A 13,008-nucleotide genomic window follows, 5' to 3' on the forward strand; every position below is an offset into this window, starting at 1 on the left:
AACATTTACAAGCGCAGGAAACTGAACTATGATGTTGGGTGTAATAGCAAAAGCGGAGAACAATTCCTGGAATGGAAGCGCTTTACGAAAGCATCAGACGGAATGCGCAGGGAGGAAGACGAATGCTGAACGGACTTTTCATCTTGCACGATGAGGCTTGCCGCAAAATTTACACGCCCGAGGTCAGGAAGGAAATCGAGAAGCACGTGCATATTTTGGGCCCGCAGTTGGACGCGCGGACGGTCCGCGATCATGAGGCTCTGCTTGAAGGCGTGGAGGTCATTTTCTCCGGTTGGGGCGGACCGAAATTGGATGCTTCGTTCTTGGAAGCCGCTCCCCGGCTCAAGGCCGTCTTCTACGGGGCGGGCTCGGTGAAGAGCATGGTGACGGAGGACTTCTGGGACCGGAATATTCCGATCACCAGCGCCTATGCCGCCAATGCGGTGCCGGTCGCCGAGTATGTGCTGTCGCAGATCCTGTTCCTGCTGCGCGGCGGCTGGCTGCTGGCGCAGCGGGTCAAGCAGGACCGCAATTACGGGGTGATGCGCGAATGGGGAGGGGAGCTGCCGGGCACTTGCGGGAGCACGGTCGGGATCGTATCGCTGGGGATGATCGGCCGGCGTGTCCGCGAGCTGCTGCGCCCGTTCGATCTGCATGTGCTGGCATATGACCCGTACGTCTCGCAGGAGCAGGGAGAGGCGCTCGGCGTGGAGATGTGCGGCCTGGAGGAGCTGTTCCGCCGGTCCGACGTCATCACGCTGCATACGCCGTGGCTGAAGGAGACCGAAGGCCTGATTACCGGCGAGCATTTCGCTTCGATGAAGCGGAGAGCCTCGTTCATCAATACGGCCCGGGGGGCGGTCGTGCGCGAGCAGGAGATGATCGAGGCGCTAAGGAAGCGGCCCGATCTGCAGGCGGTGCTCGACGTCACGTACCCCGAGCCGCCGGAGCCGGACTCTCCGCTGTTCACTCTGCCCAACGTGATGTTGACGCCGCATATTGCCGGAAGCATGACGGTGAACGAATGCCAGCGCATGGGGATGTACATGGTCGAGGAACTGAGGCGCTTTGTCGATGGCCAGCCCCTGCAGTGGGAAATTCGCCGCGAGCGGGCCGCGACGATGGCTTAGGCCGCTCCCGGAGCGGGAACGGCCATTGCGCCGACGCGCCGAGGACATTGGGCGATGCGCGCCGCGGCCAGCTCGCCAAGTCCGCTGAGTTCGCCGCCGGTTGTTTCCCGCACAGAATGTGCGGGGTCTGCTGCTGCGTTCGGGCGGAGATCCCGCGGTTCTGGCCGCAGCGTCGGCGTCATGTCGGTGAATGATCCCGCTTAAACGAGCCGAATCTTCGAGCGGAAGCTGATCGCTGCCATCCCCGACTTCGGTTCGACGGATACGGAGTTGCCGATCGCGTAAGGGGAATAGGACCACTGATAAGGATCGTACGCTTTGATGAGCTCGCCGCTGCTGTAGTTTCTGACTTGCAGAACAGGGGAGGAGTACACCCATAGTTCGCCGCGCTCCTCATCGATCCAGATGCTGTCCACATCCTGCGAATCGTGCTTGATCAGCATGGCCTCCTCGCTGCAGCCGCTAGGGTATTTGACGATATAGGCCGGCTCGTTATGCACGTATTGGGCGGCGACGACGCTGTCCTGCGAATCGAAGCAAAGCGCGCAGCATACCCGGCCTTGCGGCATGGGGATGTCCTCGGTGCGGAAGCTGTCCGTCAGATGCACGATGCGGACGGTTTCTCTGGCGGCGTAGAGCAGCTTCCGGCTGTCCCGGCTGAAGGCGATCGTCTGCGTCATTCCTACGCGCGAAGGCAGGCCGAGCCAGACGAAACTCGCATCGTCGTACAGACATTGCCCGGTCTCCACATTCCATATCGTCATCCGCTTGCCGAACAGGCCGACCGCCAGCCATTTCTCGTCCGGGCTGATCGCGATCGCCGCGATTTTGCTTCGATCCGCAAACGTATGCTGCAGCACGACCCGGCCGCTCTCCAGGTCGATGCAGTAAAACGTGCGGTAAGGCTCGGGGATAGGATAGCCGATGTCGCCCTGCGGGTCGTAGTTTGCCGCTGTCGGCACGACGATCAGATAGCGGCCGGTTGCGCTAAATGTTACATAGGTGTATTCCTCATAGTACGCATTGTCATCCAGCTGCTCCCAGTCCAGGCCGGGACAGTCGTACGCCGCATGAAGCTGTTGTTCCCGCAGATCGTATATCTTGACCATCCCGACGCCGAACCCGACGGCGAGGTACCGCGCATCCGGGCTGAAGGCGAGAGCCGCTTCCGATGCCTTCTCCGCTTCGAACAGCGCCTTGCTGTCGCTGAAGGAGGCGGCTTCCTCGCCGCTTTCGGTATGAAGCAGCTTCAGCTCGCCGTCTTGATGCATCGCGGCGACCAACGTGCCGCCGGGGCTTAGGCACAGCTGCGCGATCCAGGCGTCGTGCGTTCCGATCTCGACGAAGGCCCGGCGCCCGGCGCGAAGCGCTCTGAAATCGAGCCGGCTTCGTTCCTCCAGCCTGCGGTTGAGCTGGCGAATCGGCTCGGTGAACAGCGCTTCCTCTTCCGGCGTGAGCTCGGACAATTTGCGCTTGCCGTCGATGACGTTGTCATCCAGGCAGTCGGCCAGCGCCAAAACGTATTTCATCCGAACGTCCCATTCCGGCTTCGCTCCGCCGTAGCCGAGCGATCTGTTCAGACTGCGCAGGCCTCGCCGGCATTCCTCCGCCGAACCGGTCAGGGAGGCGACCGCTTGCAGCAGCAGGCGCATGAGCCGGATGTCCTGGTCGATTTCTTCGTGATCCGCTGCATCGGTCAGTACAGCCTCGAACCGTTCCGCTGCCTGCTGAGCCAAGGCAAACTGTTCGTCAAGCAGAGCAGCCTCCGCATAATAATACAGACCGCGGAGAAAGGCATGCCGCTGAAGCGAATCTTCCGGATTCCGCAGCTGCTCTGCCCATGCTTGACCGAGCAAAACCAGCGTCTCCCGATGCTTCCCGCTTCTGTTGTATTCCTTGGCCGCAGCGATCATTCGCTCCATCGATTGTCCGCCTCGCTTTTTACTTTTTTTAGAAAACTGTACGCCAGCTTCAAAGGAATTCCGAGAGCATCGGCAATATCCTTGATTTTCATGCCTTGCCCGCTCATGGACCGGATCGACCCGATCAGGGCCTCTTCCTGCTGCCGCGCCATACGGTAGCTCGGTTCCAGCAGGGCCTGCCACGTATCCGCATCGGCATAGTCGTCGGCCGCTGCGATGTCCGCAACGGCATCGTCCAGAGCGGCGCAGGTGACGGGCGTATTCGCCACCTGCGGACGATGGCTCGCCATCAGCAGCCGGATCTTGGCGACCGCGTCGCGGAATTGCCCGATCGAACCGGCGATATAGCTGCCCGCACCCCATTCGTCCATGCCATGCATAAGGCAGGAGACCGGCTGTCCCGCTTCGTTCATATCGACAATGATCGGATCGCCGGTAAGCTCGGTACGGCCGATCACGATCCATCCCGGCTGCCATGCTCCGTCCTCGTCCGAGGCCAGACTGCGGCCCTTCTCATCTGTGCTGTAGCCGATCTGTTCCTTCTCCAGCTCCTCCGGAGCATAGATCGCCAAAGCGATATATGGCTCAGCGAGGTCGCATTCCGATTTCAGCTGCCTCAGCTGTTCCAGCACCGCACGGTCTACGTTCATGCTGCTATTCCTCCTGTGTGAATCGCTTCAGGCGTTCCTTCAATCTCACGGCAAGCTCCCTAAACCGCGCAGCTTCGTCGGACGGATTCAGCGCCGCCTGTTCCTGCCCGATCCAGTAATCCCCGTCCAGCAAGTCGTACATATCCGACAGCGTGATTTCCGGGCAGGCCGGATTCTCGAAAGCGGCGAGCATCGGCTCCGGTCCGCCGTCCCAGTTATAGCCGCTCACGACAGCATGCAGCAGCACCGGGGAAGTCAGCCGGCGAATTTTGCGGCACATGGAAGCGAGCGACTCGTCGTATAAAATATCGTCCAGCATATCCCGCTCTTCATCCGTCAGCGTCAGCCGAACCGCTCCGGTCGTCGCGAGCAAAAGGTCGGCGATCTCCTTGCTGCGGCCGCGTGCCGCATTCCAGGCTGTAGCGAGAATACCGTGCGGCGAATCGAGCCTGGCGCCGGCCTCGAGGAGCCTGACGACCGTTTCCTTCCGGTTGAACTTGACCGCCTTTTTCAGCGACGTGTCCCCAAGCTTGTCTTCCGCTTCCAGGTCGGCTCCCCGCTCGATGAGCAGATCGAGCGCCTGGACCGGCATCCGCTGCGTAATCAGCAGCATAAGCGGCGTGCGGCCGCGCTCGTCCCGCTCGTTCACGTCCAGCACGGCCGCCGCCTGGCGAACCGCTTCCGGGTTTTTCGTTCTGCAGATGTCAGCCCAGCTCATCATCTGCCGCGGCTCCTTCCTTGATCTGCTCGAGCGATCGGTCAAGCCAGGCTTCGTACCAGGCCAGAAAAGTAAGGCGCTCTCGATTTCCGAAATAATGATCGGGATATAAGCCGTTATCGTTGCTCCGGTCATCGACCCAAATTTCGCCGTAAGCCGGCCCGTTCACGACCAGATTGATGGACACGCCGCAGCCGAAATTGCTGATGCGCAGCAGCCCGGCCGAATGTTTCGCGCTGAAGTACGCCGTTTCAATCTCGGTCCTTTCATCCTGACTCAAAAGGCCGACGTCTTCGTCCAGCTCCAGATTCCACGCCTCCGTATAAGGAAACGGCTCGGCGATGAGGTTAAGCTCGTCTTTAGTATCAAGATCTGTGTAAACGCCGTTCTCCGGCCGCTCCAATCCGTAGTATGGACCTGCGCCGCCGCTGCCGACATAGAGCAAAAAAGCTTTGTATTCCTCCGGCAGCGTCACCTGCCACGTCCTCTCGAACTTGATTGCGTCTTCCGGATTCCATGGCGGCGCCAAAGCGTAGCGGTGCCGGCTTGCGCCGAATAAGGCGAACGTCGAGTCCGCCTGCCTAAGCCTCTCGAGCTTGGCCCGAACCTGATCGATACGCTGCTCGTACACGAATCCTTCTCCTTTCCTGCCGGGTTGACGGCCCTTCCGATCCGAGTCAATCCCAATCCATATAAAACGTCGCCGTCAGCTTGCCGTCCCGGCAGTCCGGGCAGCCGACAACATCGACAGGCCCATTGTGCTCGATCTGTATTTCATGCATCGCGGTTCCGCATCTTTTGCAATTGTACGTATGCTTGTATTGAGCGGAATCCGAGCTCATCTCGATGTACAGTTCGTTTTGGAGGCCGCCGCATTGCGGGCAAACATACACTGCGTCATAGGCATTGTATTGTGTCGAGCTGTCCTTCATGAATGTCAACATCCGCTGTTTAAGCTCAGCATCCTCGACAAACGAGGCGATCGACTCCAGCGAGCAGTACGCAAAGCCGATACCGACAAACATATTGCTCTCGTAACGGCATGAATCGCATTCCAGCTTATATGCTACTCCCATGTTCAACCTCCCCAGTCCGTTTCGGAATATGTCATGTATCGCCATGGCGTTCATTACGAATGACGCTCGCTCCATCCCGGGAGGTTCAGCCGATGAGTTACGGCCCGATGATTTTCCGCAGCATCCCCTTCACTTGCCTTAAGGCAGAAGGCACTTCCCGTTCCACCTGCTCCAGCGACCGGAACGAATATTCCTCCAGCAGTCTCCGCACGTTGGAGCGGACGTAGTTCTGATCCGTTCGATGCCGCTCCAGGATTCGCTCGTAAACTTCCAGCAAGCGCGTATCCGTGACGCCTCTGAGCGCCTGCAGGGCGATGACCGTTACCCATGGGTCCGGATCTTCCAAGGCCGCGATGAATGCCGGAAGGTTCGCCGCTTTCGCAGCTGCGGGCGCTTGCCCCGCCTGATATATCGCCTGGGTGCGGATTTTCCGGTCGGGATGGGCGAAGTAAGGCAGCATCAGCGCCAGCATGTCCGCTCCGGCCTCCTCCAGCATCATCGCCAAAAAGGTGAACGCTTCGCCGTCCGTCTCCTGCGGGAGCAGAGCGATCAGCTCCTCCGTAAAGCGCCGGTCCCTTTCGGGCATGTACCATTTGGCGAACTTCAGCGCAAGCAGCCGATCGGCGGCCTCCCCGCTGCGGAGCAACTGCCGGATCAGTGGCTCCGCCCGATCAAACCGCAGCTTCGCCAGCACCTGAAGCGCCATGCGGCGCACATCGCCGGAGCTCTCGTCAATCTGCCGCAGCAGAAAGTCGGCTGTCTCGTCAGCGATGCGCGGCAGCTTCAGCATGCCGTCCAAAGCCTCAAGCCTGACGTTCTCCGCCGCGGCCGAGCGGTACAGCGCGATCAGCTCCCGATCGTCCCCGCCCCGGCGCATGCCGAACCAGCTGCTGTCGTAGCCGGCGATCGTTTCGTCCAGCCAGCGCTCGTACCAATCGAGGAAATTCGCTTCGTAAGTAAAAAAAGTTCTCCGGCTGTCCAGATCGATATAGATCACTTTGCCCCGGTATTCCCCGGTAATGACCAGCATCGTCTCATAGGTGCACCCCTGCTCTCCGATATTGAGCAGGCCGGGGTATTCGTCGTCATCATCATCGTCGTCCATGCCGCTGCCGGACGGCGCCGGCTCGGCTCCAGGCCGCAAAGGCGAGGGCTCGCCAATCAGATCCAGGTCGATGGACTGCTTCTTGCCCAGCGGGTGAATCCCGTAATACGGTCCCGCTCCGCCGTTTCCGAGCTCGGTCAAAAAAGCCGCATACGGTTCGGGCAGCGTAATTCCGTGCGCTTGCTCGAATCGGCGCAGCTCGTCAATGCTCAGCGGCTCGTTCAGCTTATAGCGGTGTTTGCTCGCTCCAAACACGCGATACTCCGGATCGGCCTCGGCTGCCTGCGGCAACTTCCGGCGAATCCGATCCAATTGTTCCTTCAGCATATGCTCCTCCCGGACGTCTCTTCCCAGACGGTAATCGATATCATTTCAACGGAATGTCGTATAACCGGATCGCCATTTGCAACGTATGATTAAGCCGCTGGACGACTTCAAAGGCCGGCTCCAGGGTCTCCTCGATCCCGCCAACAAACAGGTCCATATGCAGCTTCAGCGTCGTTCCGAACTGCCTGCCGCTGGGGCTCTCTGGCGGCAGCGCGAAGGGCCTGAGCTGGATATTCGTTCCGCCCCGCGCGCAATCCCTGGCGAACCAGGCGAGAAACTCGATCGATTGCAGGCTTTCCGGCGAATAGTCGATGCCGATCTCGAACTGGAGCAGCACCTCCTGCGGAAGTCCGCCGCCGGTGCGCCGCAGGGCGGCATGGGGAAGATGGGCGCAAGCGCTGGAGCCAAGCATGTCCGCTTTGATCGGCTCCATGTTCTCGACGCCGCTTTCGACGCCCGCAATGCCTTTTAACGAGTTGATTGTCTGATGAAACGCCTCGATGACGGCAGGATATGGGCTCATGCGACTCTCCTTATGTATCGATGCATATAAAGACGTTATCGGCTAGCCGATCGTCGAGACGACGTTGCCGTCCTGATCCTTGATGTAGGTTTTCAGGACTTGCACGGTCATTCCGTTCATGGAGGACAGCTCGATGACGCCTTCCTTCGGCTGCAGCTTGCGCGACAGCTCGGCGGCGCTCGTCTCGTCGAGCAGGATGCGCACCATTTCGTCATCGGCTTCGAAGCCCGGCTGCTCTCCCGGCTCCAGAACGACGCTGATCTCTTGTCCCGACAAGTACAGAAACTCCCCTTTCAAAATGCGGCCCTTCAGCAGTTTGCCGACCGTTCCGGCCTGCTTCGCTCCCAGCTTGAGGACGGCCGGCTTTTTGCCGAACAGACGCTTCTGAGGGGGCTCCCAGCCGAGCTGATCGACATATAAAAAGGCGGTGTTCGACCCGTCCCGCTCGATGCCCTGCTGCACCGCTGCGGCGACATCGGGCTCCTGCAGGAAGGAATCCCGCGACAGATCCGTGATGTAACGGGGCATATGCGCCTCGCAAGCCTTGAGCAGGCCGCGCGTATTCCATGTCATCATCGCTTCGAGCTCGCAGCCTGTTATGCCGATCATTTGCAGAAACTGAACCTTCCCGTTCGGCGTATCCGTTTCCGGCAGCTCGGGGTCATCGATGAAGGCCAGCGCTGTCAGCTTCGTATCGGAGCCGAGGCAGATCGGGCCGTTGGCATCCAAATAATCGCCCGAGTGGAACACGTTGCCGCTTTTGAATACGTATCTGCCCATGTTTTGCAGCAGGTTCAGCGCCCAGGCCGGAGGCTCTTCCTCTTCCTCCTCCCGCGCGAGCCGAAAGGTCAGCTCAAAGCCGTAGCCGCTCTGCTCGGCATTGTCCGACTCCTTGTCGTAGAGCTCCGAAAATCCAAACGTGACAAAATGCCAATGCGGATAAGGCTGTTCCGCCTTGTACGCGCTGATGCCGTCCAGCGGATCGTTGCCTCCCAGCATGTAGGGGACCAGCGTGCCGTAATGCTTCGGCTCCTGGGCTCCGTACAGCTTGGCCATGGCCTCCTCTATAGCGTCCCAACCGGTGCTGCTTGCTTCCTCGCTCATCGTTGTTCCTCCTCAATGATCATGAAAATTTGGCGGTGTCCTCGGCGGATTTTTCAGCACCGAAAGCGACGAACACGCCTATTATACCAGATATTGATACAATGCTTCTGTTATCGGCATTTCATTTTCAAAACATGAGCAATCGCAAAAGCGGGTTTGGAGGAAAAATACGCCGAATACGGTCTGCTTCAGGGGCTCGCTGTGCGAAAAACAATTCGCAACGTCTTTCGCATCTGCTGCGTCTACAAATGCAGTATGGAGGCCTGCGTGCGGGCATGACCACGGTCGTGCGATTCGGAGAGGAGAGAGGGGCTATGAGGCGGCTAGGAATAGGGATCGGGCTGGGCATCCTGGCCGGAGCGGGAGGCAGCGCCGTTTATGCTCAGCCGCAGGCTGCGGAACAGGCGGCGCAAGTCTACGCCGTCATGAGTCAGGAGCAGGCGGTCGCCATGGTGGAGAAGCTCGGCTTATTGATCGAGGGCGCGCAAATCACAAGGGTCGAATCGGTGGCGGAGCCGTATGACAGCTGGAAAATATCATTTTCCGCGGAGCCCGGACAGTGGTACGGCAACCCCCTTTATTACGGAAGCATAGAGCTGGCCAAGAGGGACGGAGCAATCATTGCAGTCAATGTTCGCAAAGGAATCGGGAGAACGAAGGAGTACGTTTTCGATATCAGCCAAGAGAAAGTGGATAAAGACAAGGCCAGGGCGCTGGTGGAGGACTTTATCAGCGACAATCCGTGGCTTTCCGCGCTCACGCTGATCTACAGTCCTTACCCGCTATCGCAGAACGAGACGAGACACGAGGACCGCAGCGTGCACAGAGTTAATGCCGGATCATCTGCCGTGGGTGCTGGCGGGAAGCCTCTTGGGCGGACTGCTGCTGATGGCGGGAGCGCGACATTTTGCCGGCATGGAATGGTAGGAGGGTGAAAGCGATGAAGCCATTGTTGGCTGCGGAATGGATGAAAGTGCAGTGGGGGCTCGTTGCGCTGTTTATTGTTGTCGATCTGCTGGCGAATTTGTCCCTGGGCATCAGCAATTTGTATTCAATCTTCATTCCATGTTTTTCTTTCCGTTGTTTTCCGGGGTGCTGGCCGCTCTGCTCTGCGGGTACGAGCATCGGTCGGGAGGCTGGAAGCTGCTGCTCGCGATGCCTTATTCACGCTCCCGGGTATACGCCGCCAAGGCCATTGTATTGGCTGTGCTGCTGGCTGTGGTTCAATTGGCTTTCGTTGGAGCCGCCGCTACCGCAGTCATTCTCGCCGGCGTGGAAGGAAGTTTGAACGGGAGGATGGCGCTTGGCAGCGCGCTGCGCGGCTGGATCGCCATCCTGCCGTTAGCGGCGATCCAATTATGGTTTTCTTCCCGGTGGAGCAGCTTCGGCGCGGCTTTCGGCATCAACGCGGCCTGCATCCTGCCTAACATCGTCGTTTCGGGCTTGCATTCCCCCCCGCCGCTAAACCATACCTGAACCTTGTCACCTGCCTCTATGTATAGGAAGCACCATATTCCGCACGCGGCTGCACCTTCCTTTGAGATCCTTAAGAGCTTGACGGCTCCTTTTCCCTATTTTACCATAGGAAGAGAACGGGATTTCAAAAAGAGCCGGGTGCGGTCTATGAGGATTCTTAAGGAAGACGAGCTGCGGGCACACGTTTCCGACGGGAAGCTGCGGAATTTTTGCAGCGAATACAATGATAGTCAGTTAAAGCAATGTATGGCGCATTATTTGTTTTTAAGGGATCACGCCGCGGACCTTCCTCTGGATAAGCCCAGTATTTATTATAGTATGTACTACTGGTTTGTCCGGTTTAAGAGGCGCTATTATGACGTATGCGGTCATGACGAAGGCATAGAGCAGGAAGGCTTCAAGCTGCTGGAGAAGATCGATCGTCAGCTGGAAGAAGGAGTGGACTGGCGGTTCATTGAACAAATCGAAAAGAAAGAGGTATAGATGCGCGGATGAAGCCGGTCATTCTCAATCATTCTTTAAATAAAACCGCTCTCTGGAACGGATGCATGCTGGCGTCGATTGCTCATGCGATTATGGTGGCTCATGATCCCGAGCTGGCGTACGAGCATTCATGGGATGGCCAAAACTATAATGTCGTGGACAGTTCGGGCGGCAGAGGGACCGTGACCTTTGACGATAACTATATCGTTGGCGCGTTTCGGGTTGAGGGCGTCTCTCGTCCGGATCGCCCGGCGGCTATCGATTTCTTTGCAGGGGCACCCAAAGAAGTGCTGGAGCTGGCGAAGGAGGAAACGTTGGCTTACTTGCTGGAAGAGGACGAAGACGGAACGGTCTCTCCTTTGATTACGACGGCTTTTTGGGGCGATCGGGGTACGCTGTCTTCCGCCGATTCGATCGTAAGATTCGTTCGATACGGAGGATACTTGCTGGAAGAGCAGTTTATGGATACAGAAGCCGCTATCGAGGCCTGGCGGGAATACTACGAGATGAATGAGGCGCAAGTGCAGCTGTTAACGTCGCTCTATGCCAGAAAAATTCAGCATCCGGAGGATCCCATTGCGTTAACGCGAAGGGAGATCGACATGATCGGATCGGATAACCCCGAAGGATTGAGCGAAAGCCGAACTTCTTTTGCGGAGATCGGGATCGCTTGGGAGGAGTGAGTCGCCGGCTTGAAAAACGAAACTTATGCCGTACTGGAAACCAGCGCTTCCCTTCAATTGAGGCTAGAGCCTATGACGAACGAAGCCTTCGTCATCGGTCGTCACCTTCGGTTGTTGAAAATTTGACGGCGGATCAAAGCCAATTTTCAAGATAGACGTCCATGCCGCCTTGCGCGGCACCATCAGAGGATGAAAATGGGCCGCGCACCAAGCGCTATTTTCAAGATAGACGCCTATGACGAGCGCTTCCTGTCGTCATCGGTCGTCACCTGCGGTATTGAAATTTTGTCGGCGTATACCGCCAAATTTTCAAGATAGAGTATGTGTTGATCTTGAGGCCTAAAGCAGCTTGCGAGCGGAGGATGGTCTTGCAAGGAACAGAAAGTATTCCCCAAACTGGGCGGATTCGGTATACTATTCATGTAAGCGGTTCGTGGAATGAACCAATTATTTCAGAAAGTGAGGTCGATCGCTGTGGCATTCACTCTAACGCTCGGCAGCAAAGCGCCGGATTTTTCTTTGCCGGCGACGGACGGAAAGACGTATGCGCTGAATGATTTTGGCGACGCGAAGGTGTTGGTCGTATTCTTTACCTGCAACCACTGCCCGTTCGTTCTCGGCTCCAACGAGGTGACGCGGGAGACGGCAGAACGCTTCAAGGACCAGGGTGTCCGGTTCGTCGGCATTAACTCCAACAGCGTGAACACGAAGCCGGAGGATTCCTTCGAACACATGGTCGAGCATATGAAGGAGCACCGGTACCCGTGGGTATACCTGAGAGACGAGACGCAGCAGGTCGCTTTGGCTTACGGAGCGCTTCGCACGCCGCACTTCTACGTGTTCGACGAAGAGCGCCGCCTGATTTACACCGGACGGGGCATCGACAACCCGAGGGAGTCGGCCAAGAGCACAGTGAACGACCTGGCCAATGCGCTGGAAGACCATTTGGCGGGCCGGCCGGTCTCGGTGCCGCTCACCAATCCGATCGGCTGCAACGTCAAGTGGGACGGACAGGACGCCCACTGGATGCCGGCGGAGGCGTGCGACCTTGTATAAGGATGAACCCTATATTTGTCTTAAGGGCTGCCGCGAAGGCGGCTCTTTTTTTGCCATTGGGCCACAGGACCACCCGACAGGGCGCTTTGACCTGCGGCTCGCTTCTGGATGGCGGCAAAGGCGGATTGCCGGTTTGCTGGCCTTCGCGCGCGATCGACGGACCCGCGCTGCAGGAGATGGGCCGCTCGCTTCGCAAGGCTTCGATTGGTGTCTGGTAAGACCCCCATGCCGCTGGCGCAGCACCATCAGATGGTGAAAATAGGCCCGCGGCGCACTAAGCGCTATTTTCAAGATAGACGCCTATGACAAGCGATTCTTTCGTCATCGGTCGTCGCCTTCGGTGTTGAAAATTCGCCGATAAACTTCGTCGAATTTTCAAGATAGACGCCTATGACAAGCGATTCTTTCGTCATCGGTCGTCGCCTTCGTTGTTGAAAAATTCGTCGGCGTATACCGCCAAATTTTCAAGAGAGCAAATGTTGTATTTTGTACAACAAAAACGGGGGGATCAGCCCTATGTTCGGCTCAATGTTGTAAAATGTACAACATTTTGGGCGATGTCCCCGGGTTTGGAGCCAATCTAGCCCAAATTGTTGCACAAAATACAACATTTCCCTTCCCATGGTGCAAAAGGGGCGGAAAATGTTGCATTTTTTGCAGGATTTGTCGCCTCATGTGCTCGGGGAGGGGCCGTGCTGACGCGGAGCTCGCACGCTGGCGCGGAGCTCGCACGCTGACGCGGAGCTCGCACGCTG

14 protein-coding genes are annotated in these 13,008 nt (G+C 58.0%); 6 read left to right on the forward strand and 8 right to left on the reverse strand.

Annotated features, from left to right (window positions below):
• Nucleotides 1–122 precede the first annotated feature (122 nt).
• Nucleotides 123–1,130, forward strand: a complete 1,008-nt coding sequence (locus F591_RS0110500; protein WP_026326520.1) for a hydroxyacid dehydrogenase — start codon at nucleotides 123–125, stop codon at nucleotides 1,128–1,130.
• Between the two features lie 200 nt (nucleotides 1,131–1,330).
• On the opposite strand, the gene F591_RS0110505 is transcribed toward F591_RS0110500, so the two are convergent.
• The 8 genes from F591_RS0110505 to F591_RS0110540 form a co-directional block, all read right to left on the reverse strand.
• On the reverse strand, nucleotides 1,331–3,052 hold the full coding sequence (locus F591_RS0110505) for a WD40 repeat domain-containing protein (protein WP_019534557.1): 1,722 nt from the start codon (nucleotides 3,050–3,052) through the stop codon (nucleotides 1,331–1,333).
• The gene (locus F591_RS29520; RefSeq protein ID WP_019534558.1) at nucleotides 3,040–3,702 is read right to left on the reverse strand and encodes a hypothetical protein; all 663 of its coding nucleotides are present in this window, start codon (nucleotides 3,700–3,702) and stop codon (nucleotides 3,040–3,042) included. The genes F591_RS0110505 and F591_RS29520 overlap by 13 nt, the downstream gene beginning before the upstream one ends.
• 4 nt (nucleotides 3,703–3,706) lie before the next feature.
• Entirely contained in the window at nucleotides 3,707–4,423 is a 717-nt protein-coding gene (locus tag F591_RS0110515; RefSeq protein ID WP_019534559.1) for a DUF4274 domain-containing protein, read from the reverse strand.
• Nucleotides 4,407–5,051, reverse strand: a complete 645-nt coding sequence (locus tag F591_RS0110520) for an SMI1/KNR4 family protein (RefSeq protein WP_019534560.1) — start codon at nucleotides 5,049–5,051, stop codon at nucleotides 4,407–4,409. The genes F591_RS0110515 and F591_RS0110520 overlap by 17 nt, the downstream gene beginning before the upstream one ends.
• A gap of 46 nt (nucleotides 5,052–5,097) precedes the next feature.
• Nucleotides 5,098–5,496: a hypothetical protein gene (locus F591_RS0110525; RefSeq protein WP_019534561.1), complete on the reverse strand. Its 399-nt coding sequence runs from the start codon at nucleotides 5,494–5,496 to the stop codon at nucleotides 5,098–5,100.
• Between the two features lie 97 nt (nucleotides 5,497–5,593).
• Complete coding sequence (locus tag F591_RS0110530; protein WP_019534562.1) at nucleotides 5,594–6,928, reverse strand: SMI1/KNR4 family protein; 1,335 nt, start codon at nucleotides 6,926–6,928, stop codon at nucleotides 5,594–5,596.
• 40 nt (nucleotides 6,929–6,968) lie between these two features.
• Entirely contained in the window at nucleotides 6,969–7,451 is a 483-nt protein-coding gene (locus F591_RS0110535) for a hypothetical protein (protein ID WP_019534563.1), read from the reverse strand.
• A 42-nt stretch (nucleotides 7,452–7,493) separates the two neighbouring features.
• Nucleotides 7,494–8,555 carry a suppressor of fused domain protein gene (locus F591_RS0110540; protein WP_019534564.1) on the reverse strand — a complete coding sequence of 354 codons (1,062 nt, stop codon included), beginning with the start codon at nucleotides 8,553–8,555 and terminating at the stop codon, nucleotides 7,494–7,496.
• Between the two features lie 314 nt (nucleotides 8,556–8,869).
• Between F591_RS0110540 and F591_RS0110545 the strand changes: the two genes are divergently transcribed.
• The 5 genes from F591_RS0110545 to F591_RS0110565 all read left to right on the forward strand — a co-directional run bounded on the left by F591_RS0110545 (nucleotide 8,870) and on the right by F591_RS0110565 (nucleotide 12,253).
• Entirely contained in the window at nucleotides 8,870–9,490 is a 621-nt protein-coding gene (locus F591_RS0110545) for a hypothetical protein (protein ID WP_019534565.1), read from the forward strand.
• A gap of 28 nt (nucleotides 9,491–9,518) precedes the next feature.
• A complete protein-coding gene (locus tag F591_RS27805; protein ID WP_083935439.1) occupies nucleotides 9,519–10,031 on the forward strand; it encodes an ABC transporter permease in 513 nt (170 codons plus the stop codon).
• Between the two features lie 147 nt (nucleotides 10,032–10,178).
• Nucleotides 10,179–10,514 carry a hypothetical protein gene (locus F591_RS0110555; RefSeq protein WP_019534567.1) on the forward strand — a complete coding sequence of 112 codons (336 nt, stop codon included), beginning with the start codon at nucleotides 10,179–10,181 and terminating at the stop codon, nucleotides 10,512–10,514.
• Nucleotides 10,515–10,522: 8 nt separating this feature from the next.
• Complete coding sequence (locus F591_RS0110560; RefSeq protein ID WP_019534568.1) at nucleotides 10,523–11,197, forward strand: hypothetical protein; 675 nt, start codon at nucleotides 10,523–10,525, stop codon at nucleotides 11,195–11,197.
• A gap of 474 nt (nucleotides 11,198–11,671) precedes the next feature.
• Nucleotides 11,672–12,253 (forward strand): thioredoxin family protein, encoded by a 582-nt coding sequence (locus F591_RS0110565; RefSeq protein ID WP_026326522.1) that lies wholly within the window; start codon nucleotides 11,672–11,674, stop codon nucleotides 12,251–12,253.
• Nucleotides 12,254–13,008 lie beyond the last annotated feature (755 nt).

This window comes from Paenibacillus ginsengihumi DSM 21568, from assembly GCF_000380965.1.
Taxonomy (GTDB): domain Bacteria; phylum Bacillota; class Bacilli; order Paenibacillales; family NBRC-103111; genus Paenibacillus_G; species Paenibacillus_G ginsengihumi.